This window comes from Rhodococcus sp. AC861 (assembly GCF_979256035.1).
Genome location: NZ_CEEDMW010000001.1, coordinates 198635 through 221500, shown reverse-complemented (window position 1 = coordinate 221500; position 22866 = coordinate 198635). Strand labels below are relative to the sequence as shown.

23 protein-coding genes and 1 tRNA gene are annotated in these 22866 nt (G+C 66.4%); 11 read left to right on the top strand and 13 right to left on the bottom strand.

Annotated elements, in window-relative coordinates; genetic code table 11:
* Positions 1 to 166: 166 nt before the first annotated feature.
* Genes AC0IX4_RS01025 through nth form a run of 4 tightly spaced genes read right to left on the bottom strand, consistent with a single transcriptional unit; the run spans position 167 to position 3382 of the window.
* Positions 167 to 1357: a MarP family serine protease gene (locus AC0IX4_RS01025; protein ID WP_042575736.1), complete on the bottom strand. Its 1191-nt coding sequence runs from the start codon at positions 1355 to 1357 to the stop codon at positions 167 to 169.
* Entirely contained in the window at positions 1354 to 2037 is a 684-nt protein-coding gene (locus AC0IX4_RS01020; RefSeq protein WP_052493328.1) for an NUDIX hydrolase, read from the bottom strand. Before AC0IX4_RS01020 ends, AC0IX4_RS01025 begins: the two co-directional genes overlap by 4 nt.
* On the bottom strand, positions 2034 to 2699 hold the full coding sequence (locus tag AC0IX4_RS01015) for a TlpA family protein disulfide reductase (RefSeq protein WP_471827723.1): 666 nt from the start codon (positions 2697 to 2699) through the stop codon (positions 2034 to 2036). The genes AC0IX4_RS01020 and AC0IX4_RS01015 overlap by 4 nt, the downstream gene beginning before the upstream one ends.
* Positions 2696 to 3382 (bottom strand): endonuclease III, encoded by a 687-nt coding sequence (nth, locus tag AC0IX4_RS01010; RefSeq protein ID WP_082043199.1) that lies wholly within the window; start codon positions 3380 to 3382, stop codon positions 2696 to 2698. Before nth ends, AC0IX4_RS01015 begins: the two co-directional genes overlap by 4 nt.
* Positions 3383 to 3566: 184 nt before the next feature.
* Between nth and AC0IX4_RS01005 the strand changes: the two genes are divergently transcribed.
* Positions 3567 to 3839, top strand: a complete 273-nt coding sequence (locus tag AC0IX4_RS01005) for a hypothetical protein (protein WP_056072022.1) — start codon at positions 3567 to 3569, stop codon at positions 3837 to 3839.
* A 124-nt stretch (positions 3840 to 3963) separates the two neighbouring features.
* Positions 3964 to 4638, top strand: a complete 675-nt coding sequence (locus tag AC0IX4_RS01000; RefSeq protein WP_042575732.1) for a Crp/Fnr family transcriptional regulator — start codon at positions 3964 to 3966, stop codon at positions 4636 to 4638.
* On the opposite strand, the gene AC0IX4_RS00995 is transcribed toward AC0IX4_RS01000, so the two are convergent.
* Positions 4635 to 5417 (bottom strand): MBL fold metallo-hydrolase, encoded by a 783-nt coding sequence (locus tag AC0IX4_RS00995; RefSeq protein WP_471827722.1) that lies wholly within the window; start codon positions 5415 to 5417, stop codon positions 4635 to 4637. The two genes, AC0IX4_RS01000 and AC0IX4_RS00995, sit on opposite strands and share 4 nt — an antisense overlap.
* A 59-nt stretch (positions 5418 to 5476) precedes the next feature.
* On the opposite strand from AC0IX4_RS00995, the gene AC0IX4_RS00990 reads away from it, so the two are divergent.
* Positions 5477 to 6346, top strand: coding sequence for a Gfo/Idh/MocA family protein (locus tag AC0IX4_RS00990; RefSeq protein ID WP_471827721.1), 870 nt, complete (start codon positions 5477 to 5479; stop codon positions 6344 to 6346).
* Here the strand turns inward: AC0IX4_RS00990 and AC0IX4_RS00985 are convergent.
* The gene (locus AC0IX4_RS00985; protein ID WP_056072030.1) at positions 6336 to 6794 is read right to left on the bottom strand and encodes a RidA family protein; all 459 of its coding nucleotides are present in this window, start codon (positions 6792 to 6794) and stop codon (positions 6336 to 6338) included. The two genes, AC0IX4_RS00990 and AC0IX4_RS00985, sit on opposite strands and share 11 nt — an antisense overlap.
* 1 nt (position 6795) lies before the next feature.
* Entirely contained in the window at positions 6796 to 6960 is a 165-nt protein-coding gene (locus tag AC0IX4_RS00980; protein ID WP_197027831.1) for a DUF4177 domain-containing protein, read from the bottom strand.
* A 48-nt stretch (positions 6961 to 7008) separates the two neighbouring features.
* Between AC0IX4_RS00980 and bagA the strand changes: the two genes are divergently transcribed.
* Together bagA and bagB are read left to right on the top strand one after the other, a co-directional pair.
* A complete protein-coding gene (gene bagA / locus AC0IX4_RS00975; RefSeq protein WP_471827720.1) occupies positions 7009 to 8031 on the top strand; it encodes an ATPase BagA in 1023 nt (340 codons plus the stop codon).
* Positions 8028 to 9152, top strand: coding sequence for an ATPase BagB (gene bagB / locus AC0IX4_RS00970; RefSeq protein WP_471827719.1), 1125 nt, complete (start codon positions 8028 to 8030; stop codon positions 9150 to 9152). The genes bagA and bagB overlap by 4 nt, the downstream gene beginning before the upstream one ends.
* Positions 9153 to 9159: 7 nt before the next feature.
* Here the strand turns inward: bagB and AC0IX4_RS00965 are convergent, their stop codons facing one another.
* The 3 genes from AC0IX4_RS00965 to AC0IX4_RS00955 form a co-directional block, all read right to left on the bottom strand.
* Positions 9160 to 9825, bottom strand: coding sequence for a chymotrypsin family serine protease (locus AC0IX4_RS00965; RefSeq protein ID WP_471827718.1), 666 nt, complete (start codon positions 9823 to 9825; stop codon positions 9160 to 9162).
* Between the two features lie 7 nt (positions 9826 to 9832).
* Complete coding sequence (locus tag AC0IX4_RS00960; protein WP_471827717.1) at positions 9833 to 10501, bottom strand: DUF8020 domain-containing protein; 669 nt, start codon at positions 10499 to 10501, stop codon at positions 9833 to 9835.
* A gap of 586 nt (positions 10502 to 11087) precedes the next feature.
* Entirely contained in the window at positions 11088 to 11411 is a 324-nt protein-coding gene (locus tag AC0IX4_RS00955; RefSeq protein WP_042575723.1) for a WhiB family transcriptional regulator, read from the bottom strand.
* A gap of 296 nt (positions 11412 to 11707) precedes the next feature.
* Between AC0IX4_RS00955 and AC0IX4_RS00950 the strand changes: the two genes are divergently transcribed.
* Complete coding sequence (locus tag AC0IX4_RS00950) at positions 11708 to 14077, top strand: penicillin-binding protein (protein WP_197074799.1); 2370 nt, start codon at positions 11708 to 11710, stop codon at positions 14075 to 14077.
* Between the two features lie 12 nt (positions 14078 to 14089).
* Here AC0IX4_RS00950 and AC0IX4_RS00945 read toward each other — a convergent pair whose 3' ends face one another.
* Positions 14090 to 14545: a GatB/YqeY domain-containing protein gene (locus AC0IX4_RS00945; protein WP_442971130.1), complete on the bottom strand. Its 456-nt coding sequence runs from the start codon at positions 14543 to 14545 to the stop codon at positions 14090 to 14092.
* A 177-nt stretch (positions 14546 to 14722) separates the two neighbouring features.
* Between AC0IX4_RS00945 and AC0IX4_RS00940 the strand changes: the two genes are divergently transcribed.
* Together AC0IX4_RS00940 and AC0IX4_RS00935 are read left to right on the top strand one after the other, a co-directional pair.
* A complete protein-coding gene (locus AC0IX4_RS00940) occupies positions 14723 to 15619 on the top strand; it encodes a metallophosphoesterase (RefSeq protein ID WP_235579549.1) in 897 nt (298 codons plus the stop codon).
* A 36-nt stretch (positions 15620 to 15655) separates the two neighbouring features.
* Positions 15656 to 15729 (top strand) — tRNA-Pro (locus tag AC0IX4_RS00935).
* A gap of 74 nt (positions 15730 to 15803) precedes the next feature.
* Here AC0IX4_RS00935 and AC0IX4_RS00930 read toward each other — a convergent pair.
* Entirely contained in the window at positions 15804 to 17414 is a 1611-nt protein-coding gene (locus AC0IX4_RS00930; RefSeq protein ID WP_471827716.1) for an MFS transporter, read from the bottom strand.
* A 95-nt stretch (positions 17415 to 17509) separates the two neighbouring features.
* Between AC0IX4_RS00930 and AC0IX4_RS00925 the strand changes: the two genes are divergently transcribed.
* Positions 17510 to 18208 carry a TetR/AcrR family transcriptional regulator gene (locus tag AC0IX4_RS00925; RefSeq protein ID WP_042575294.1) on the top strand — a complete coding sequence of 233 codons (699 nt, stop codon included), beginning with the start codon at positions 17510 to 17512 and terminating at the stop codon, positions 18206 to 18208.
* 23 nt (positions 18209 to 18231) lie between these two features.
* On the opposite strand, the gene AC0IX4_RS00920 is transcribed toward AC0IX4_RS00925, so the two are convergent.
* Positions 18232 to 19638: an FAD-dependent oxidoreductase gene (locus AC0IX4_RS00920; RefSeq protein WP_042575295.1), complete on the bottom strand. Its 1407-nt coding sequence runs from the start codon at positions 19636 to 19638 to the stop codon at positions 18232 to 18234.
* Positions 19639 to 19751: 113 nt separating this feature from the next.
* Here AC0IX4_RS00920 and AC0IX4_RS00915 point away from each other — a divergent pair, with 113 nt between their 5' ends.
* The gene (locus AC0IX4_RS00915) at positions 19752 to 22265 is read left to right on the top strand and encodes a molybdopterin-dependent oxidoreductase (protein WP_042575296.1); all 2514 of its coding nucleotides are present in this window, start codon (positions 19752 to 19754) and stop codon (positions 22263 to 22265) included.
* A 122-nt stretch (positions 22266 to 22387) separates the two neighbouring features.
* On the top strand, positions 22388 to 22861 hold the full coding sequence (locus tag AC0IX4_RS00910) for a tautomerase family protein (RefSeq protein ID WP_042575297.1): 474 nt from the start codon (positions 22388 to 22390) through the stop codon (positions 22859 to 22861).
* Positions 22862 to 22866: the final 5 nt, after the last annotated feature.

Below are 22866 nucleotides of genomic sequence, written 5' to 3'. Positions count from 1 at the left end.
TGGTGGCGACCAGGAGCCCCTTCTACACCGGCAGAGTCATGGTGTCGACAATCGCGCATCGGCTGCTCCCCCCGTCGAGCCGGGCGATGTGGGTTGTCGGACCACGCACCGCCTCAGGTCACCGTACGCGGTAAGTGCGCCCTACGGCATGTCCTGCGCGGGGGTCTCAGGCGACGCAGGAGCCGGTACCGGCAGGAACCCCGTTCTGCAGCCCCCGTGCCACCTCATCGGCGACTTCCGACGCGGTGAGCACGAATCCGGTATCCGAATCGTCCACGGCCGCACCGAACACCACACCGAGCACTCGGCCGTCCGTGGTGACGAGAGGACCGCCCGAATTGCCCTGTCGGATGGACCCCCGCACGGTGTAGACCTCGCGGTCGACCGTTCCCGTGCGGTAGATGTTCGGACCCGTCAGGTTCAGCGTCTCGCGCACCCTGGCCGGCGACGCCGTGTACGGCCCGCCTCCCGGATACCCCAGCACGACGGCGTCGGTACCCGGGTCCGCGCTCTCGGTCACGAACGGCAGGACCTCGGCCTGCAGATCCGGGACATTCAGGACGGCGATGTCGACCGACGGATCGAACAACACGACCTCGGCATCGAGCGCACCCGCGTCGGTGTCCACCACCACCGACGACGTGCCCGCGACGACGTGCGCGTTGGTGATGACGCGGCCGGGACCGATGACGAATCCGGATCCCTCGAGCGCCTTCTGGCAACTCTCGGCGATGCCGCGGATCCGCAGCACGCTGTCCTGGAGGTCGGCCGCGACGGGCGATGCGAGAACACTGGGATCGGGCGGACCCACGTCGGCGACGGGTGTACGGCCGAAGGGACCGATGACGTCGGGCAGTCCGGAGGTGTCGAGCAGGGCGGAGAAGTCGTTGGGGATCTCGCGCACCCACTCGGGGGCGATGTCGTCGACCGCTCCGAGGATCGAGGATCCACGGACTGCCGCGGCGATCTGGGGCTGGGACGCCGCTGTCAGCGGAATCGCGAGCAACCATGCCGCCACGAGAACGGCGACGGCCTGCAGACCGGCGCCGATCAGGCTGTCGATCGACCGCGCCGCGGGACTGTGGATACCGCTGCGGAGAGCGCGACCCAGCACCATGCCGGCGATCTCACCGACGATCACCATCAGGACGATCAGACCGATACCGACGAGGACGCGCATGCGACCTTCGTCGACATGGGTAAGAACCCGTGGCGCGAGCAGGATGCCGGCGACGGCGCCCAGGACCACACCGAAGAACGCGAACGCCGACGCCACGGCGCCTTGCCGCCACCCCGACGACGCCGCGAGCAGCGCCACCAGGAGCACACCGATGTCGAGCCACGTGGAGCCGGTCACGGGTGCAGTTCCTCTCCGACGGCCGCGAGGGCCGTCTCGAGGTCACGGACGTCGCCGTTGTCCCACGGGGCACTCCACCCCGCCGTCTCGAGAACGCCCGACAGCACTCCGGCCGTGAAACCCCACACGAGCATTCCTTCCACTGCGAACGCCGGACCCCGATATCCCATGGGGTGGCGCACCACGAATCTGTTGCTCGGATCGAGCAGGTCGGTCAACGGCACCGCCACGACGCGTTCGGTCTCCCCGGTGTCGACGACGGCCACGGCACTCGGGGTACGCCAGTACGCCACCACCGGCGTGACCTCGAACCCGGAGGGCGGCACGAAGATCGACTCGAGAACCGTGAGCACCTCGACACCCGACGGGTCGACGCCCGTCTCCTCCTGCGCCTCACGCAGCGCCGTGCCGACGGGTCCGTCATCGCCCGGGTCCGCCGCACCGCCGGGAAACGCGACCTGACCGCGATGCTGCCGGAGCGACGAGGCACGTTGCGTCAGAAGGACACTCGCGTCGGAGGGCAGCTCGAGCGAATCCGGACGGCCGCCGAACAGGACGAGTACCGACGCGGGACGGACCACTGTGCCGTCGGGGGCGTGCCGGGCAATCACCGGATTGCCGGCCTCGTCGTCGACGGACTCGACGGATGCGATGCGGGTGAGCCACGCAGGGGTGCTCACGCAGCGACTCCGAGGTAGTCGGACACGGCGGCGGCGATCTCGTCGACGGACCGGAACGGCTGCGGCAGGACCTTGGCGACGGTTCCGTCCGCGGCGACGAGGACCGTCACGGGCAGCACGGCGGGCGCACCGACCGCTGCGGCCACCGACGCGGACGCGTCCTGGACTCCGGGCAACCGGACGCCGTAGTCGGACAGGCGGGCCAGGGCGTTGCCCTGCTGGGGATCCTCGTGCACCGTCAACACGGTAACGGCACCCGCTGCGCGTTCCGCGTACTGCGCCATGAACGGCAGCTCCTCGGCGCACGGACCGCACCAGTACGCCCACAGATTGACCACCGTCGGACGCCCGGCGATCGCCGCTCCGATATCGACGGGCGACCCGTCGGCCAGGCAGGTGGTGCGGACACCTGCCAAGGGACCCGACGCCGCCGCGTCCGGAGCCGGCTGGGGGCACGCCGCGAGGTCGGCGCGCTCGCGCAGGGGCGCCAGATCCGATGCCGTCGCATCGTCCGTCGCGGTGGTGCCGAAGGTGTCGCGGTAGTCGGCGAAGCTGGTGGGGCCCGTGCCCTCGTCGGAGCCACGCGGCCAGATGGCCACGATCAGGGCGACGACGACGACCAGCGCGGCGAGGCTCCACCTCGCTGCGGACGATCTGCTCACGACTCGATGCCCGCCAGTTCCAGGATGTGGTCGGTCTCGGGACCCTTGACCAGGGCCGCGGCCTTCACCTTGTCGGTGGGACCCAGACCGTAGGACGGGCAGTCCTTGGCCAGGATGCAGACGCCGCACGCCGGCGTCCGGGAGTGACACACGCGTCGACCGTGGAAGATCACCCGGTGGGACAGGATCGTCCATTCCTTTCGGGGTATCAGCTCACCGACGGCGTGCTCGACCTTGACCGGGTCCTCGAGGTCCGTCCATCCCCATCGACGCACCAACCGCCCGAAGTGCGTGTCGACGGTGATGCCCGGGATGTCGAACGCATTGCCCAGCACGACGTTGGCCGTCTTGCGTCCGATGCCCGGAAGCGTCACCAGATCTTTCAGCGATGCGGGGACCTCGCCGTCGAACCGCTCGAGCAGTTCCCGGCCGAGGCCGATGAGCGAGTTCGCCTTGTTCCGGTAGAAACCCGTGGACCGGATGTACTCCTCGAGCTCGGTGCGGTCCGCCTCTGCGTAGTCGCGGGCCGACCGGTACGCCGCGAACAGGGGCGGCGTCACCTCGTTCACCCGCTTGTCGGTGCACTGCGCCGACAGGATGGTGGCGACCGCGAGTTCGAGCGGAGTGGTGAAATCGAGCTCGCAGTAGACGTGCGGGAACACCACTCCGAGGCTCCGATTCATCCGGCGCGCCCGCCGTGTGAGGGCGAGGGCGGACTCGTCGCGTTTGCCCACGTGGGAGGTGTCGCCGGATGATTTCTGCACGCCACGACTCTACGGAATGCCCCTGACAACACACGGCGATCGTGTCCGCGTCGGTGACCCCGCCGTGTTCTTTTCGAGACGTCGACAGTGTTTACTCCTCGGTATGCAAGCACTCGCTGTGGTTCTGTTCCCGGTCTTGCTGATGCTGTTCGCTCTCGCCATGGAACGCTTCGAGGCGCGCCTGAACCGCGTCGGTGTCCGCGAGCAGGAAGTCCAGGAATTCCTGGATTCCGCCAGCTCGGCCGAGGTCGCCACGCTCGCCGCGGAAGGATTTCCGCACGCACTCGCACGTTTCCGTAGTCGACGTCGCCGCGGTGGCGACGTGATCGACGACGATGTCGCACTCCTCGCCGATCGTGAACGTCGCGCCAGCTGACACCTCCGGCGGAGCCGCGACGCGTCGATGGTGGCTGTGATCACTCCTAGGACGCTGTCGCGACGTAGAGTACGACCGAGTTCATATTCGTAGATCGGCCGATCTTTCAGCGCAAGGAGTACACGTGGACGAGGTACTGGCAAGAGCCGGCATCTTCCAGGGAGTCGAGCCGTCCGCGGTGTCGGCTCTGACCAAGCAGCTGCAGCCGGTCGACTTTCCTCGAGGTCATGTCGTCTTCAACGAGGGTGAGCCCGGAGACCGGCTCTACATCATCGTCAGCGGCAAGGTGAAGCTCGGACGCCGCTCACCCGACGGTCGTGAGAACCTGCTGACCATCATGGGACCGTCCGACATGTTCGGTGAACTCTCGATCTTCGACCCGGGCCCCCGCACCTCGACCGCCACGACGGTCACCGAGGTCCGCGCCGTGAGCATGGACCGCGAAGCGCTCAAGGCCTGGATCGACCAGCGCCCCGAGATCGCCGAGCAGCTTCTGCGCGTGCTCGCTCGTCGTCTGCGTCGCACCAACAACAGCCTCGCCGACCTCATCTTCACCGACGTCCCCGGCCGCGTCGCCAAGGCTCTGCTGCAGCTGGCACAGCGTTTCGGCACGCAGGAGGCGGGTTCGCTCCGCGTCGTCCACGACCTCACGCAGGAAGAGATCGCGCAGCTCGTCGGCGCATCCCGCGAAACGGTCAACAAGGCGCTCGCCGACTTCGCTCACCGCGGTTGGCTGCGCCTCGAGGGCAAGAGCGTACTGATCTCCGACTCCGAGCGACTCGCCCGGCGCGCCCGCTAACTTCTCAGATACTCGAGCTGGGCCTTGACGGACATACGAGCCGCCGGCCACAGCTTCTTGTCCACGTCGGCGTACACGTGGCGCACCACCTTCAAGGGTGTGGCGTCCGCGCCGATCACCGACAGTGCCTCGCGCACCTGGTCGAGCCGCTGTTCACGGTGCGCTCGGTAGGTGCGCGCCAGCAGAGCCGTGTCCGGATGGTCGGGTCCGTGGCCCGGAAGGGCGACCCGGCCCTCCCCGAGCTGCTCCAGGCGGTCGAGAGAGGACAGGTAGTCGGCCAGACTGCCGTCCTTGCCGTCGAGGACGCTCGACCCGGAGCCCAGAATGGTGTCGCCGGTCAGGACCGCGTCCTCCATGACCAGACTGATCGAGTCCGCCGTGTGACCGGGTGTCGCCGCGACCGTCAGTTCCACACCCGCCGCCGAGATCACCTCGCCGTCCACCAGAGGCGCCGCGTCGCCGCGGCAGTGTGCGGGCGTGACAGCGCGTACCGGAGCGGACGTGAGCTTGTGCAGCCTGGCGATGCCGCCGGTGTGGTCGTGGTGACGGTGGGTGATCAGCACCAGGGCGACGGGACCGTGAGCAGCCACCAGATCGACGTGCGAGCGCTTCCGCGGACCGGGATCGACCACGATGCAGTCCTCACGGCCGGGCGCTCGGAGGATCCAGGTGTTGGTCCCGTCCAAGGTCATCTTGCCGGGGTTGTCCGCCAGCAGGACCGAGGCGGTCGGCGTGACCTGGCGCAGCCGCTCGTACGCAGGATGCTTCTCCGATTCCATGGAACCACCTTGCCACGACCGTCCCGCGCGGACGAGATGCGAGCACCTAGGCTCGCGGAATGAGAATCGGACTGATCGGAGCCGGTCCCTGGGCTCGACAAGCAGCGGCACCCGCCATCGAGGCGCATCCGGACGTGGAGCTCGCCGGCATCTGGGCCCGGAGACCGGACGCTGCCGCCGCGACGGCGCCGGGCACTCGCATCTTCGACGACGTGGACGCCCTGATCGACGCCGTCGATGCCGTCGCGTTCGCCGTTCCCCCGGACATCCAGTTCGACCTGGCGATGCGCGCCGTCGCCGCGGGCCGACACGTGTTGCTGGACAAGCCGATTGCCGCGTCGGCACAGGACGCGGAGACGCTCGCCTCGGCGATCGACGTGGCCGGCGTCTCGTCGATGGTCACGCTGACCCGTCGTTTCGCTCCCGAGACACGCGACTTTCTGACAGCCGTCGCGGGGACGGACGTCGCCACCGTCACCGCGACGTGGTTGTCCGGGGCGCTGCTCGGTGGGGAGTACGCCGGGTCGACGTGGCGCCAGGAGGGCGGCGCGTTGATGGACGTCGGCCCGCACGTCCTGGATCTGGCGATGGCGGTGCTGGGGCCGGTCACGTCCGTCGACTCCGCGCGACGCGACGAGGAGTCCGACACGTGGTCACTGGCGCTGACCCATGCACAGCGGGGTACGAGTCTGGTCACGATGTCGATGCGGACGCCGGTCCGCCCGTCGGTCCTGAGGGTGAGCGCGAGCGGATCGGGCGGACTGGTCGAGTTGTCCGACCGGACCACTCCGCCCGACCACTGCTATGCGGTGTTGCTGGACGAGTTCCTGAATTCCGTGCGCACCGGAGTGCCGCACGAGTGTTCGGTGCACCGCGGCGTGGAGTTGCAGCGGGTCATCGAACAGTGCCGAAGTCTCGTCAGTCGCTGACCTCGACGATCATCTCCACCTCGACGGCCGCGCCGAGGGGCAGTTCCGCCACTCCGACCGCCGACCGCGCATGGATGCCGGCGTCGCCGAACACGTCGCCGAGCAGGTTGGATGCACCGTTGACGACGCCGGGCTGACCGGTGAAACCCGGTGCCGACGCCACGAAACCGACGACCTTGACGATGCGCACGATCTTCTCGATCCCCACGAGGGCGTCGATCGCCGCCAGCGCGTTCAGTGCGCAGGTTCGGGCCGCCGCGGTGGCGTCCTCGGCGGTCACGTCGGCGCCGACCTTGCCGACGGCTGTCAGCGTGCCGTCGACCATCGGCAACTGCCCCGAGGTGTAGACGTGGTTGCCCGACCGGACGGCCGGGACGTACGACGCCACCGGGGGCACCACGGGAGGAAGAGTCAGCCCCAGCTCGGCGAGCTTGTCCGTGGCCCCCATGTCAGCTCTTGGGACGCTTGAAGTAGGCGACCAGGTTCTCGCCGGTGGGGCCGGGCATCACCGTGACCAGTTCCCACCCGTCGGCACCGAAGTTGTCGAGGATGGCTTTGGTGTTGTGGATCAGCAGGGGTGCGGTGAAGTATTCCCACGTCGTCGATGCGCTCATGTGCTGAGCCTATAGAACGCCGGTGTCCGGTATCAGTAGTGTCGAGGGGTGTCGGAGACAGCAGGTGCAACGTCGCACCCCACCGGATGGCCACCCGAAGCGGATCGAGCACGTCTGCACTTCGTGTCGGGAAAGGGTGGGACGGGTAAGTCCACCGTCGCGGCGGCTCTCGCACTCGCTCTGGCAGCGGGCGGACGCAAGGTTCTGCTGGTCGAGGTCGAGGGGCGACAGGGCATCGCCCAACTCTTCGACGTGCCCCCGCTGGAGCCGGTGGACACCAAGGTGGCGTCCGCCGAGGGCGGCGGCGAGGTCTACGCGTTGGCCATCGACATCGAGACCGCCTTCCTCGAATACCTCGACATGTTCTACAACCTGGGTTTCGCCGGCCGGGCCATGCGACGCGTCGGAGCCATCGAATTCGCGACCACCATCGCGCCGGGCCTGCGGGACGTGCTGCTCACCGGCAAGGTGAAGGAACGTGCAGTGAGCATCGGTAAGGACGGTCGTCCGCTCTACGACGAGATCGTGGTCGATTCCCCTCCGACGGGACGCATCGGCAGCTTCCTCGACGTGACGACGGCGATGCGGGATCTGGCCAAGACGGGCCCCGTGCGCTCGCAGAGCGAAGGCGTCGTCAAGTTGCTGCACTCCGAGCAGACACTGGTGCATCTGGTCACCTTGCTCGAAGCTCTGCCCGTGCAGGAAACTGCCGATGCCGCGAAGGAATTGGCTGCCGCGGACCTGCGACTGGGCACCGTCGTCGTCAATCGCGGCGACACCTCGTTCCTTCCGCCGGACACACTGGCGGGCGCGGCGGCCGGCGACCTGGATTCGGCGGCGATCGAGAAGAACCTCGGCGACGTCGGAATCACGTTGAGCGCGGACGACTTCGCGGGCTTGCTCACCGAGTCGATCGAACACGCGTCGACTCTGAACGCGCAGCGCGAGAGCGAGCGACGGTTGGCGGACCTGGACGTCCCCCGCCTCACGCTTCCCGCACTTGCCGACGGCATGGACCTCGGCGGACTGTACGAGCTCGCCCAACACCTCACGGAACAGGGAGTGCGATGAGCACCGTTCCCACGCTGGACATCTCGCGGATCCTCACCGATCCCGCGTCTCGCATCGTGGTCTGCTGCGGATCCGGTGGGGTGGGCAAGACGACGACTGCCGCTTCCATGGCACTGCGCGCCGCGGAGAGCGGTCGGCGTGTCGTGGTACTGACCATCGACCCGGCACGACGGCTCGCGCAGGCGCTGGGAGTCGGCGAGCTGGACAACTCCCCGCAGCCGGTGGCCCTGGGCCCCGGTGCGACCGGCGAACTGCACGCGATGATGCTGAACATGCGTCGTACGTTCGACGAGATGGTGATCGAGCATTCGACGCCCGAGAAGGCTCGTCAGATCCTGGACAATTCCTTCTATCAGACTGTGGCGTCGTCGTTCTCGGGCACGCAGGAGTACATGGCGATGGAGAAGCTGGGCCAGCTGGCGTCCAGCGGCGACTGGGACCTGGTGGTGGTGGACACTCCGCCGTCGCGCAACGCCCTCGACTTCCTCGATGCACCGCAGCGTCTGGGATCGTTCCTCGACGGACGCATGATCAAGCTGCTGATGGCACCGGGTCGCGGAATCGGACGAGTGCTCACGGGCGCGTTCGGTCTGGCGATGCGGGGTGTCTCCTCCATCGTCGGAAGCCAGATGCTGTCCGACGCATCGGCTTTCGTGCAGTCCCTCGATTCGATGTTCGGCGGGTTCCGCGAACGCGCGCGACACACGTACGAGTTGCTGCGTCAGGACGGGACGCACTTCGTCGTCGTCGCGGCCGCCGAACCGGATGCTCTGCGCGAGGCGTCGTTCTTCGTCGACCGTCTCACCGAGGACGGGATGCCCCTCGCCGGGCTGGTGCTCAACCGCACGCACCCCACCCTGAGTTCGTTGTCGGCCGACCACGCGCGCACGGCGGCCGACCGACTCGACGAACTGGGTACCGACGACGCCGCCTTGACTGCGGGAGTGCTTCGCGTACACGCACATCGAGCGGTGACCGCGAAACGCGAGATAGGACTGCTCCGCCGATTCACCGCCGCGCATCCGCAGGTGCCGGTGGTCGGAGTGCCGTCGCTACCGTTCGAGGTCTCCGACCTCGATGCCCTCCGCGCGGTGGCCGATCAGCTCACCGGCACCGCCTGACAGCTCGTCAGGCCGCGGGACGCAAACCTGCGCCCGGTCCACCGACACGGTCGATCTCACCGAGAACGGCCACGATGTCGGTGATCACCGCGGGTCCGACGCACGGCGCTACGAGGTAGGCATTCACCATGCCCACCAACAATGTTCCGAGGACGACGGGGGCGCCGGAGTCCCCCGAGTTCACACACATCTGCGCGAAGATCTGATGCGAGTGGAGCAGATCACCGTAGGAGAACCCGCAGCTCGACCCGGTCGTACGTCCCTGCTTGCAGACGGTGTCCGCGAGACGTGCGGGATCACCGATACCGGCGATCGTGGTGCTTCCGACCATCGAGACGGGTGCGACACGCGCCGCGTCGAACTCGATGACAGCCGTGTCGTAGGTGGGCAGAACCGTGGTGATACGGCCAACGGATTCGGAATCGCCTTCCGCCGCGACCGCGTCTCCCACGTCACCGCAGTGTCCCGCCGTGAGTCCGACGAGCCGGTTCTCGCTGTCGCTGCCGATGACGGTCAGACTGCACAGGGTTTGCTGATCACCCTGCGTCAGAACGATTCCCGAGCCTCCACCCAGCACCACGCGCTCGGCGGCGGAGGCATGGCCTCCACCGCCGAGCGCGAGCGAGGCGAGGACAGCGGAGACCGCCAGAGCGGTCGTGAGCAGTCGCCTCATGGGGTGACTACTTCTTCACTGCGGGCGGAGCTTCGAGCAGCGTGACGAACTGCTGCGCGTTGGCCACTGCCGAGCCGAGTCCGCCGATGGCGGTTCCGGCGAGCGATCCACCGGCACCGAGCAGCAGCGCGCCGCCGATGCATCCGGCGATCGGTCCGGCACCGAACAGCAGGGCTACGGGAGCCGACACGACGCCGGCAGCGGCGGCACCGAGGAGGCATCCGCCCACGAGACCGGTTGCACCGCCGAGGAATCCGCCGATCGACGCTGTCAGGCTCAGGTTGTCCTTGACGCCGGCGACGGCAGCCGGAAGGTCCACCTGGTTCAGGCCGGGAATGTCGTAGACCGGCGTGGTCGGGGCTGCGGCATCGACGGCGAGGGTGGCGGTGTTGCCCTCGACCTGAGCGGACACCGGGTGTGCCAGGCCGTCGACGGCCAGGGCGAGCGGCACGGAGTCGACGATGACACCCGACGCGTCGCGGATCACGAGGTGGTTGTTCTCGTTGCTCAGCGTGCCGGAATCAGTGGTCACGAGCAGGCTGGTGCCGGCAGCGACAGCGTTCCAGTGCACCTCGGGAGCAGGCTGCGGGGCGGGGTCTGCGTATGCGGTCGCGGACGCTGCGCCCAACGACGCGATCGTCATCGCGGCGACAACCGCAATCTTGTTCATCTTCATGGCCGTCGAGTCCTTTTCGCAGGGGGAGCGAATCCGCGCCGATCGTCGGATTCACGGCATGGCGTATCGACCCGATCGAGGAACGAGGATCGAAAGCCGATGTGCCGAGCAGGATTCAACGGTGAGCCGTGACCGGTGTCAATCGACGCCCGGGCGAACGGGAGGCCGACAGCGAGGGTCGGTCGACGGCGGAATCGGAGCGCATCGGCGCCCGCAGCCACAGCGCGTGCACCGGTCGGGTCGTCGTGTGGAAATCGTCGCGGAGAGTGCGCGTCGGAGCGGCGACTGTCGACATTCGGCCAGGTCAGAGGACCGGGCGGAGCGTGGAGGCAGAATACCGGCCGTCACGGAATGTCCGGAGGGTCCGATCCTGTTGCCTCACAACAACATCGCAGCGAGCTGAAATCTGTCGACACCGGCGGGTGCGATCACCGCCGTGCTGACAGCGAGCGTCACGCCGCTGTGAGGGTCCGGACCTCGACGCGACGCCAGGGGTTCATCGAGTGTTCACACCGGACCTACGCAAATCTCCCACCGCGAATCGGACATCACGGTGGGAGATCACGAAGAAGAACTGACGGCCGGGTCAGACTGCCGACTGGTGATGCCTCTGGGTCTCGAAGAACTCCGACCAGGAATCGACCTCGGGATGCTGCTTGATGAGGGCTCGACGCTGACGCTCCGTCATGCCGCCCCAGACGCCGAACTCGACGCGGTTGTCCAGCGCATCCGCACCGCACTGCATCAGGACCGGGCAGTGACGGCAGATCGTCGCTGCTTTGCGTTGCGCGGCACCGCGCACGAACAGTTGGTCAGGGTCTACTCCTCGGCATCGAGCCTGCGATACCCATGCGATGCGCGCTTCGGCTTCCCCGATGTCGAGCGCGGCATTCGACGTTCCTGTGTGCATTGTTGACCCCTTACCGTCGGAGAACACCGGTGTTTCTGGCGTTCCGGGCGTCCCCGTGTGTGACAGCTCCCGCTGCACAACGAACTGAGGAGCACCCCACTAACCGATGTGATTGTTATCTGAATCACATCATGTCCATCAATGTAGGGGAAAGCCCACGAGCGAAGCAAGGTGGGGGATCACTTTTCTGGTACGCCCGTGCGGTCGATCACATATTCCCTGGTCAGTGGGTCACATCGGCGAGCACCGTGTAAGAGAAGCGGGCATGTCGGTCCTCGCCACGTACTCTGTAGACCGTGCCGATCGCCAAGACAGTCGCAAAACTCGCGGGATGCTCCGCCCTGGCCGGCGCCTTGCTCGCCGGAGTCATGTTCCCGCTCGCCGGCGGCTTCGGTTTCGCGTCGAACCGCGCAGCCGACACCGTCGACAACGTGTCCGCCGAACTGGTCGAAGGAACGGTCCCGGCCGTCTCGACGATGGTGGACTCGGCAGGCAATCCCATTGCGTGGTTGTACGAGCAGCGTCGCTTCGAAGTACCCAGCGACCGCATCTCGAACGAGATGAAGCTCGCCATCGTCTCCATCGAGGACCGGCGCTTCGCCGAGCACGAGGGCGTCGACTGGCAGGGCACGGTGCGCGCGTTCCTCACCAACACCACCAGCGGTCAGGTCCAGCAGGGTGCATCGACACTGGACCAGCAGTACGTGAAGAACTACCAGCTGCTCGTCGTCGCCAAGACGGACGCCGAGCGTCGGGCGGCCATCGAGACCACGCCCGCCCGCAAGATCCGCGAGATCCGCATGGCCCTGACGCTGGACAAGCGTCTGACCAAGGACGAGATCCTCACGCGCTACCTGAACCTGGTGCCGTTCGGTAATTCCTCCTACGGCATCCAGGACGCCGCGCAGACGTACTTCGGCATCGACGCCAGCCAGTTGAACCTCACGCAGGCCGCGATGCTCGCCGGCATGGTGCAGTCCAGCTCGGCGCTCAACCCGTACACGAACGTCGAGGGCGTGACCGAGCGTCGGAACACGGTTCTCGACACGATGATCCAGAACATCCCCGAGCGCGCCTCCGAGATCCAGGCGGCCAAGGCCGAGCCTCTCGGCGTTCTCCCCGAACCGAACCAGCTGCCCCGCGGGTGCATCTCCGCCGGTGACCGCGGGTTCTTCTGCGACTACGCGTTGCAGTACCTGGCCGACGCCGGCATCAGCAAGGAGCAGGTGGACAAGGGCGGCTACCTGATCAAGACCACGCTGGACCCGGCCGTCCAGAACTCCACCAACTCCTCGCTCACCAGCAACAGCAGCCCGAACCTCGACGGTGTCGCGACGGTCATGAACGTGATCGCGCCGGGACAGGACTCGCACCGCATCCTCGCGATGGGCTCCTCGCGTCGGTACGGATTGAACGGTGACGCGAACGAGACCGTCCAACCCCAGCCGTATTCGCTGGTCGGCAGCGGCGCGGGCTCGATCTTCAAGATCTTCACCACCGCCGCGGCGATGGAACAGGGCCTCGGGACCTCGGCAGTGCTGCAGGTTCCCAGCCGCGTCGAGGTCAAGGGACTCGGAGACGGCGGCGCTCGTGGCTGCCCTCCGTCCACCTACTGCGTCACCAACGCCGGTAACTACCCGCAGTCGTTGTCGGTGACCGACGCACTCGCCCAGTCCCCCAACACTGCCTTCGTCAAGCTCATCGAATCCGTCGGCGTCACCCCCACGGTCGACATGGCCGTCCGCTTGGGACTGCGGTCCTACACACTCCCGGGCACCGCGGGCCAGGGAACCGACCAGAGCCTCGCGGACTACCAGAAGGAAGCGAACCTCGGTTCCTTCACGCTGGGACCGACGTACGTGAACCCGCTCGAGCTCTCGAACGTGGCCGCGACCCTCGCCTCGGGCGGAAAGTGGTGCCCGCCGACGCCCATCGACAGCGTCTTCGATCGCAGCGGCAAGCAGATTCCCATCACCGAGCAGGGATGCGAGCAGGTCGTCGAGCCGGGCCTGGCGAACACGCTCGCCAACGCGATGAGCAAGGACGATCAGCCCGGCGGCACGTCGGCGTCGGCTGCGTCGTCGGTCGGATGGTCGCTGCCGATGTCCGGCAAGACGGGGACGACCGAGTCGCACCGCTCGTCCGGCTTCCTCGGGTACACCAACCGGTACGCGGCGGCCGCCTACACGTACGGCGACTCCCCCACTCCGAGCGAGATCTGCTCCTTCCCGCTCCGCCCGTGCGGGTCGGGAAACCTCTTCGGCGGTAACGAACCTGCCCGGACCTGGTACGACGCGATGGATCCGGTGGCGACCAACTTCGGTGACATCGCGCTGCCCGCGGTGGATCAGAAGTACGTCCGCGGGTCCGCCAACGGCCAAGTTCCCGACGTCACCGGACTCACCCAGAATTCGGCCACGTCGCAGCTCCAGGCCGCAGGCTTCCGGGTGCAGATCGCGACGAGCGCGTCGTCCGCCGGCCGCGGGACGGTGGTCAGTACGTCTCCGTCGGGTTCGGCCGTTCCCGGCTCGACGGTCACGCTGTACATCAGCGACGGATCGGTGCGCGCCGCACCGGCTGCGCCCGCACCCGGTATCCAGCTGCCGGCACTGCCACCCGGGGTCACCATTCCGGCGATCCCCGGGCTGACAGCGCCGCCGCGCTAGAGGTAGATCAGGTCAGAGACGGGCCTTGACGGCTGCCGAGATACGGGAGCCGTCGGCCTTGCCCGCGGCGATCGCCGTGGCGGCTTTCATGACCTGGCCCATCTGACGCATCGCCGGGCGTTCACCGAGTTCCTCGGCCACCTGGGCGATCGCCGTGTCGGCGACATCGGCCAGTTCCGCGTCGGTCAGCGGAGTGGGCAGGTACTCGTCGATGATCTGCGCCTCGGCGTGCTCGGTCGCCGCGAGTTCGCCGCGTCCGTTCTGGGTGTAGATCTCGGCCGACTCGCCGCGCTTCTTCGACTCCTTCGCCAGCACGCGCAGCACGTCGTCGTCGGTGAGCTCGTGCGCTTCCTTGCCCGAGACCTTCTCGGTCTGTACTGCTGCCAGCAACATCCGCAGAGTTGCCGTGCGGAGCTTGTCCTTCGCCTTCATCGATGTCGTGAGGTCGGTTCGCAAACGCTTTTCCATGTCACAGTTCTCGGCCATGCACGAAACGGTACTGTCGAAGAGGTGTCCGGTACATCAGCATCGCCTCGCATCACGGTGAATTCGCGCTCGCTGACCTCACGGTCGGCACTCGGATCCACTGCCCGCGCTCTTGCGACTCCGGGTGGTGTCGCCGCACTCGCCGCGGGATCTGCCGCCCTGGGCCTGACGTACGCCACGACGATCGAGCGGAACGCGTTCGCGCTCCGCGAGACGACGTTGCCGGTTCTCGCACCGGGCACATCGTCGCTGCGCGTGCTGCACATCAGCGATCTCCACATGATGCCGAACCAGAAGCTGAAGCAGAACTGGATCCGTGAGCTCGATCGTCTGGAGCCCGATCTGGTGGTGAACACCGGGGACAACCTGTCCCACCAGAAGTCGGTTCCCGCGGTCGTCCAGTCGCTCGGGGCATTGCTCGGGCGGCCGGGTCTGTTCGTCTTCGGGTCGAACGACTATTTCGCGCCGGTCCCGAAGAACCCGTTGAAGTACTTCCGGAAGAACCACAAGAAGGTCTTCGGCGACCCCCTGCCCTGGCAGGATCTGCGGGCCGCGTTCACCGAGCGCGGGTGGCTCGACGTGACACACGTGCGCCGCGAACTCGAGGTGTCCGGGGTACGGATCGCCACGGCCGGAGTGGACGATCCACATCTGAAGCGGGACCGGTACGACACGGTTGCCGGCGCACCGAACCCGGTCGCCGACGTCAGCATCGGTCTGACGCATTCGCCGGAACCCCGAGTCCTGGACAAGTTCGCCGCCGACGGATACGACCTCGTCCTCGCCGGGCACACGCACGGCGGCCAGCTGTGCGTTCCGTTCTACGGAGCGCTCGTGACCAACTGCGAACTCGACCGCTCACGTGTGAAGGGTCCGTCGCGATGGGGCGAGCACACCCGCCTGCACGTCTCCGCCGGTCTGGGCACGTCGCCGTATGCGCCGTACCGGTTCTGCTGCCGCCCGGAGGCCACGTTGATCACGCTGATTCCCGCGGACAGGCCGGATCGCACGGCTCCTGAGCTGGGCGTTTCGCGTTCCGAAGCAGTGGTGCGATAGAGTCGAACGGCTGCCTGAAAGGGCGGTGTTCGATCACGGGGTGTGGCGCAGCTTGGTAGCGCGCTTCGTTCGGGACGAAGAGGTCGTGGGTTCGAATCCCGCCACCCCGACTCGTGGTTGAGACACGAAAGAAAGCCCCGACCGGGGAAACCTGGTCGGGGCTTTCGTGCTTCTGCGCAGCGGTTCAGCGAGCGCTGCCCCGAGCGACCGTGCTCTCCGTCGCGTCATCCGGACCGGTTAGTTCGGCATCGATGTCATCGTGCGCGACGGGATGGGCAGGCAGAAAAATGAGGGTGAGAACGGCAGCAGCGGCAGTCACGCCTCCCGCGACCATGCATCCGAGCGACATTCCGTCGACGAAGCCCACCCTTGCGACCTCTGTCAGTCGTGCGCCTACATCGGCACCGGCCTGACCGAACAGTTCCGCCGCCCTGTCGGCAGCGAAGAGTGCCGCGCCGACCGATTCGCTCGCGGGCTCCCGCAGCGGCTCGGGAAAGGATCCGACATCGAGATGATCGCGATACGCGGACAGTGCGACCGATCCGATCACCGCGACGCCGAGGGTACCGCCGAGCTCACGCGTGGCGTCGTTGACCGCCGACCCCATGCCGGCCTTGTCCGGTGACACCACACCCATGATCGCTTCGGTTGCCGGCGTGCCGGTCAGTCCGATGCCGCCACCCAACAGGAGCATCTGAAGCAGGATGACCCAGTAGTCGGCGTCGGCAGAGAGAGTCGACGCCCACACGAATGCGACGCTGAGAGAGAACAATCCGAAGGCGACGACCACTTTCGTGCCGATTGCGACGGCGATCCGAGGCCCGACGAGCGCTGCCACCGCGATCGAGCCCGCGACCGGCAGGATTCGGACGCCGGTCTCCAGAGCGCCGTACCCGCGCACGAACTGGAAGTACTGGGTGACCAGGAAGATGAAGCCGAACAGGGCGAAGAATCCGCCGGTGACCGCTCCACTTGCGGCGGTGAACCGCATGTTCGCGAACAACCTGACATCGAGCATGGGATGGTCGCTCCGGATCTCGTGGATGACGAACACAGTCGACACCACCGCAGCCACCACGAAGCCGATCACGGTAGGTGGCGAGCCCCATCCGCGGTCGGGTGCCTCGATGATCGAGTACACGAGCGTGCCGAGTGCGACGGTCGACAGTACGAGGCCGACGTAGTCGAGCGGCGGCGTAGCGGGGTCGCGCGACTCGGGGATGAAGCGCGCGGCGAAGAACAGCGTGACCGCCGCAGCGATGCCGTTGAAGACGAGAATCGATCCCCACCAGAAGTGCTCGATCAGGGCACCACCGACGACCGGACCGGTGGCCACCGCAAGGCCGGTGGCCGCTCCCCACAACCCGAGAGCTTTCACCCGTTCGGTCCGATCGGTGAACACGTTGGCGAGGATCGACAGCGTTACCGGATAAACCAGTGCAGCGGCGACACCGGCGAGTGTGCGCCAGGCGACGAGTACGCCGGGGCTGCCGCTGAGCGCTCCGCCTGCGGATGCCGCGACGAAGATGATGAGTCCGAGCAGCAGGAGCCGACGACGACCGAATCGATCGCTGAGCGATCCACCCGCCAGCACCAGCGCGGCGAACGCAAGATTGAACGCGTCGACGATCCAGAGCAGGTCCCGGGTGCTGGCCCCCAGCTCCCTGACCAGCGTGGGCAGAGCGATGTTGATGACGGTCGTGGACACGTTGACAACGAATACCGCTAGACAGAGCGTCGCGAGGACGGCCGTCTTGTTGACGGCGCTAGTGGAGAGTGGGCGGGTGAGAGACATAATGAAGTTATAGCAGACGCTGCCTGCCGTGCACCCCGAAGCGGTCCCCTGTGCCGTCAGCCGGGTGTCCCGTCCCGATGTGAAACGATCGACTCATGGCATCCGCTCACACGCCCCTCGTCGGGAGCGTCGACGACGAACCCGTCCGCGAGCGGCTCATCCGCTCGGCGATGGAGTTGCTGGCCGATGCCGGTCCGAGCGAGTTGAAGGTGCGGACGATCACCGATCGCGCCGGCGTCTCGACGATCACCATCTATCACCACTTCGGCGGTTTGCAGGAACTGTTGCAAGAGGTCGTCATCCGCGGATACGCCAACCTTCGTGCTGCATTGCTCGCAGCATCAGCGGCACGAATGAACCCGGGCGCACAGTTGTTCGCAATGGCACTGAGCACCCGCGATGTTGCCCAACGCAACGCCCACCTCTACGACATGATGTTCGGCCTCTCCACTCGGGGCACGTACCGATACGTCGCTTCGACGAATCGGATGTCCACCGACGGGTTCGGTCCCGCCTATGCCGTCCTGGCCGCCACCTGCGAGAAATTGGCTCGCACGGGGGTGTCGCCGATCGCGGGAGAGCAGATGGCGGCAGAACTGTGGAGTCTCGTCCACGGCTTCGTCACGCTGGAAATCAGCGGGCAATTCGCAGATTTCACAGACCCCGTGGCCACCATTTTGGAACCGATGGCTGTCAACCACTTCGTCGGGATGGGATACCCGCGCGATCTGTCAGAGGCCGGCGCGAAGCAAGCCGTGCGATGGTGGAAGCGACGGCAGCAGTCGCAGCCCTAGCGCGCATCCGGCGTGGTTGTCCGTCACGAACGTCGGCGGGCGGAAACTTTGTCGGGTTCGGCGGCGGCGAGCATGTCGTCACGCTCGACGACCTTGATGCGTTCGCGGCCCTCGACCCGGCCCAGTGAGCGTTCGTGTTCGTCCAGTCGATACCAGCCGTCCCAGGTCGTGAACTGCACGTCGCGCGATTCCAGGAGCTCGAGAACGGCGGATTCCTGCGGCGTGGCCGGGGTGTTCAGCGACTCGGCCCTCATGTCGTCGAGAATGCACTCGACGGTCTCGTTGGCGTCGCCCTTGGTGTGCCCGATCAGGCCGATGGGTCCCCGCTTGACCCAGCCCGTCGTATAGAGCCCGGCCAGGTGGGTGCCCTCGTCGACGATGCGTCCGGCCTCGTTGGGGATGACACCGGCCCGGGTGTCGAACGGGATCCCCGGCAGATCGTCCGACAGATACCCGACCGCGCGATAGACCGCACCGACCTCCCAGTCGGTGAACGCACCGGTTGGCGTCACGTTGCCGCTCCCGTCCAGTCGGGTGCGTTCGGTGCGCAGACCGATGACCTTGCCGTCGGCGCCGAGGATCTCCACGGGTGATTCGAAGAAGTGCAGAAACAGCTTGTGCGGACGGTCACCGGGTTCGCGGATCGCGTAGTTCTCGATGATCGTGGCAACCTGATCGGTGATCTTGGAGGCGCGTCGCGCGACCGCGGACCCCTCGTCGTACTCGATGTCCTCGGGGTCGACGATCACCTCGATCGTCGGGGAGTGGTCCAGCTCTTTCAACTCGAGCGGCGTGAACTTGGCCTGGGCCGGGCCGCGACGCCCGAACACGTGCACCTCGACGGCTCTGTTGGCCGCGAGCCCGTCGTAGACGTTCGGCGGGATCTCCGTGGGCAGCAGCTCGTCGGCGGTCTTGGCGAGCACCCGCGCGACGTCCAACGCCACATTGCCGACGCCGATGACGGCAACCTTCTCCGCCTCCAGAGGCCAGGTACGAGAGAAGTCGGGGTGTCCGTCGTACCAGGCCACGAACTGCGCGGCACCGAAGGAGCCGTCGAGATCGATGCCGGGGACGTCCATCGCGCGGTCCTCGGTGGCACCGGTGGAGAAAATCACCGCGTCGTACAGCGACCGGAGATCATCCACGGTGATGTCGGTGCCGAAGTCGACGTTGCCCAGCAGTCGGACCTGCGGCTTGTCGAGGACCTTGTGCAGGGCGGTGATGATGCCCTTGATGCGCGGGTGATCCGGTGCCACGCCGTAGCGAATCAATCCGAACGGCGCGGGCATCCGCTCGAACAGATCGATCGACACGCCACGCTCCGAGGCCGTGTCGGACTTCATCAGCGCGTCCGCCGCATAGATCCCGGCCGGCCCCGCTCCCACGATGGCGACTCGGAGGGGACGCGAATTTATAATGAGGTTATGCATCTGGTCATCGTACCCATCGTCCGCACGTCTAGTCGGTCGGACCTCCGATCGGATCCCCCCGTACATGACTTTGTTATGTACGATCGCTCACACGACGCGAAGGGATCACCGACATGACGCAGGACGCGACACCAGCCGACTGGCAGAAGACCGCATGCATTCTGTGCGAGTGCAATTGTGGCATCGAGGTACTGCTCGAGGGCCGGGCGCTGACCAAGATCCGAGGCGACAAGGACCATCCCAACTCACAGGGATACAGCTGCGAGAAGCCGCTACGTCTCGATCGCTATCAGAACGGCGCCCACCGGATCGACAGCCCGCTGCGCCGACGTCCCGACGGCACGTTCGAGGAGATCAGTTGGGACACAGCCCTCGACGAGATCGCCGCTCGACTGGCTGCCGTGCGGGACGAACACGGCGGTGAGCGAATCTTCTTCTACGGTGGCGGTGGTCAGGGCAACCACCTCGGTGGCGGATACGGCCGCGCGCTGTTCAACGGCGTGGGCGGCAAGTACATGTCGAACGCCCTCGGCCAGGAGAAGACCAGCGAAGCGTACGTCGACAAGCACCTGTACGGCGCCCACACGGCGGGCGACTTCGAGAACTCCGAAGTTGCCGTGTTCATCGGCAAGAACCCGTGGCAGTCGCACGGCATGGCCCGGGCCCGACCCACCTTGAAGGAATTGGCGCGCGACCCCGACCGGGCGATCATCGTGATCGATCCCCGGAAGAGCGAGACCGCAGCGATGGCGGACCATCACCTGCAGATCAAGCCCGGGACCGACGTCTGGTGTCTCGGCGCCCTCGACGCCACCCTCGTACAGGAAAACCTGATCGCGTCGGAGTGGCTGAACACCCATGCGGTCGGGGTCGACGAAGTTCTGCAGCTGTTCCGCGACATCGACATCACCGACTACGCCCGACGATGCGGTGTGCCCGAGGACGACATTCGTGCAGCCGCCCGCCGCATCGCGCGAGCGAAGAGTGTCGCCACGTACGAGGATCTGGGTATCCAGCAGTCCCCCAACAGCACCGTATGCTCTTATCTGCAGAAGATGCTCTGGGTGTTGACCGGCAACTTCGCCAAGCCCGGCGGCATGCACATCCACTCGTGGATCTTTCCGCTCGCAGGGCCGTGGTTCCCCATCGAACGGGACGAGCCGGTGCGGTTCTCCGGGGCGCGACGCGCTGTCGGACTCCAGTCGATGCGTCACGGCGCTGCCGCGATGCGCGCGGTCTTCTCTCGCCTCGACGGGCATGCGACCTCCGGGAAGGTGGCCGAGAACGTTGCCCGATCCGCGTTGCACTTCTTCTTCCCGTCGGTGTCGGTGGCAGCGGCCGATCCGATAGCACGACTCGCCGGCAACGTGGACCGTGATGCCGGAGTGACCCCGGTGACCGGCGCGCGCATCATGGCCGGCTTGATCCCGGCCAACTCCATCGCGGACGAGATTCTGACCGATCACCCGGATCGGTTTCGTGCGATGTTCATCGAATCGTCGAATCCCTTGCATTCGTTGGCCGATTCGGAGCGCTTCCGGCAGGCGATGCGCAGCCTCGACCTCACCGTCGTCATCGATGTCGCCCTGACCGAGACCGCCAGGGCTGCGGACTACGTGCTGCCAGCAGCCAGTCAGTTCGAGAAGTACGAGGCGTCACTGTTCACTTTGCACTTCCCGCACAACACCTTTCAGATGCGTCACCCCTTGATGCCGCCGATGCCGGGCACCCGATCGGAGCCGGAGATCTACGCCGCTCTGATGGACAGGCTCGACCTCGTGGATCCGGGCATCATCGCGTCGTTGACGGCGTCCGCGCGGGTGGGTCGATCCGCCTACAGCCTCGCGCTGTTCTCGACGATCGAGCAGAAGCCCGAACTCGCCGGAATCGTGCCGTACCTCGTCTACCGCACATTGGGCGCAACATTCGCTCCGGGAGACGAGGCACAATCACTCGTCTGGAGTTTTGCCCATCTCGCAGCCATTGCACAGCCCGACGCGGTACGGCGGGCTGGGTTCACCCACGACGGTGAAGGACAGGGCGAAAAGCTGTTCGAAGCGATCCGTGATCGCCGCGAGGGCGTGATCTTCACCGAGGATCGCTACTCCGACGCCTGGTCCTACATTCGCCACGAGGACAAGAAGATCCACGTCGCGATCCCGGAGCTCATGGACGAGCTACGCCTGCTCGACGCCGAGGAACCGTGCTACACCAGCGAGGAGTTTCCGTTCATCCTGTCGGCGGGTGAGCGACGGGCATTCACTGCGAACGTCATCATTCGCGACCCCGAGTGGCGTCGACGCGACAAAGATGGGGCGTTGCGCATGAGCCCGCAGGACGCCGCTGATCTCGCTGTCGATACAGGTGATGTCGTGCGTCTGATCACCGAGACGGGCATCGCGACAACGACGGTGGAGATCAGCGACATGATGCAACCCGGACACGTGTCGTTGCCCAACGGCATGGGTGTCTCCTACCCGGGAGAGAACGGAGACACCGTGGTCGGGGTGCCGCTCAACACGCTGACCACGGTCACGCGACGTGACAAGTTCTTCGGAAATCCGTGGCACAAGAATGTCCCGGTACGCATCGAACTCGTGGACTCGAGCGTGACAGCCGACAGCTGAGAATACGCACCACGGCGAGATCAGCCCGGAGGATCGACAACCACCGAACTCGCCCGCGAGGGGGCGGGCGAGTTCGGTGTGCGAGTCGAACCTTGGAATCGAACCGACCCACAGGAGAAAGCATGCCGCTCTGGAACATCAGGACCGCGAAGAATGTGTACACCGCCGACGACAAGAAGGCGTTCGCCGACAGCATCACGTCGTTCTACCTGGACGTCGTCGGGTTGCCGAAGTTCTACACCAGCGTCGTCTTCCATGAATTCGATCCCGAGAACTTCTTCCTCGGGGGTGAACCGACAGACGATTTCGTCCTGATCGAGGTGGTTCATGTCGCCCGCAACATGGACGAGCTGTCCGAGAAGCTCGGCACGACGATGACCGAGGACGACCTGTATTCGTTGATGCGAGAGAGCTTCGCCGGGATCATCCGACCGTTCGTCGACGATCGTGGGCTGCGCTGGGAGACAGCGGTTGTGGAAGGACTCTTCAAGAGCTGGATGATCGACGGCATGACACCACCGCCGCCGTTCTCGGACGCGGAGAAGACGTGGGCGCGGCAGAACAAGCCGTCGCCGTACGACACAGCGTCGGCCTGACTCTC

Bases quoted from the DNA above. Each gene is read 5' to 3' on its own strand.
- AC0IX4_RS00930 (WP_471827716.1), bottom strand. From the start codon at position 17,414: ATGTCTCTCACCCGCCCACTCTCCACTAGCGCCGTCAACAAGACGGCC.
- AC0IX4_RS00960 (WP_471827717.1), bottom strand. From the start codon at position 10,501: ATGAAGATGAACAAGATTGCGGTTGTCGCCGCGATGACGATCGCGTCG.
- AC0IX4_RS00965 (WP_471827718.1), bottom strand. From the start codon at position 9,825: ATGAGGCGACTGCTCACGACCGCTCTGGCGGTCTCCGCTGTCCTCGCC.
- AC0IX4_RS00985 (WP_056072030.1), bottom strand. From the start codon at position 6,794: ATGGGGGCCACGGACAAGCTCGCCGAGCTGGGGCTGACTCTTCCTCCC.
- AC0IX4_RS00980 (WP_197027831.1), bottom strand. From the start codon at position 6,960: ATGAGCGCATCGACGACGTGGGAATACTTCACCGCACCCCTGCTGATC.
- AC0IX4_RS01005 (WP_056072022.1), top strand. From the start codon at position 3,567: ATGCAAGCACTCGCTGTGGTTCTGTTCCCGGTCTTGCTGATGCTGTTC.
- AC0IX4_RS00955 (WP_042575723.1), bottom strand. From the start codon at position 11,411: ATGCACACAGGAACGTCGAATGCCGCGCTCGACATCGGGGAAGCCGAA.
- AC0IX4_RS00995 (WP_471827722.1), bottom strand. From the start codon at position 5,417: ATGGAATCGGAGAAGCATCCTGCGTACGAGCGGCTGCGCCAGGTCACG.
- nth (WP_082043199.1), bottom strand. From the start codon at position 3,382: ATGAATCGGAGCCTCGGAGTGGTGTTCCCGCACGTCTACTGCGAGCTC.
- AC0IX4_RS00925 (WP_042575294.1), top strand. From the start codon at position 17,510: ATGGCATCCGCTCACACGCCCCTCGTCGGGAGCGTCGACGACGAACCC.
- AC0IX4_RS00945 (WP_442971130.1), bottom strand. From the start codon at position 14,545: ATGGAAAAGCGTTTGCGAACCGACCTCACGACATCGATGAAGGCGAAG.
- AC0IX4_RS00990 (WP_471827721.1), top strand. From the start codon at position 5,477: ATGAGAATCGGACTGATCGGAGCCGGTCCCTGGGCTCGACAAGCAGCG.
- AC0IX4_RS00920 (WP_042575295.1), bottom strand. From the start codon at position 19,638: ATGCATAACCTCATTATAAATTCGCGTCCCCTCCGAGTCGCCATCGTG.
- AC0IX4_RS00910 (WP_042575297.1), top strand. From the start codon at position 22,388: ATGCCGCTCTGGAACATCAGGACCGCGAAGAATGTGTACACCGCCGAC.
- bagB (WP_471827719.1), top strand. From the start codon at position 8,028: ATGAGCACCGTTCCCACGCTGGACATCTCGCGGATCCTCACCGATCCC.
- AC0IX4_RS00915 (WP_042575296.1), top strand. From the start codon at position 19,752: ATGACGCAGGACGCGACACCAGCCGACTGGCAGAAGACCGCATGCATT.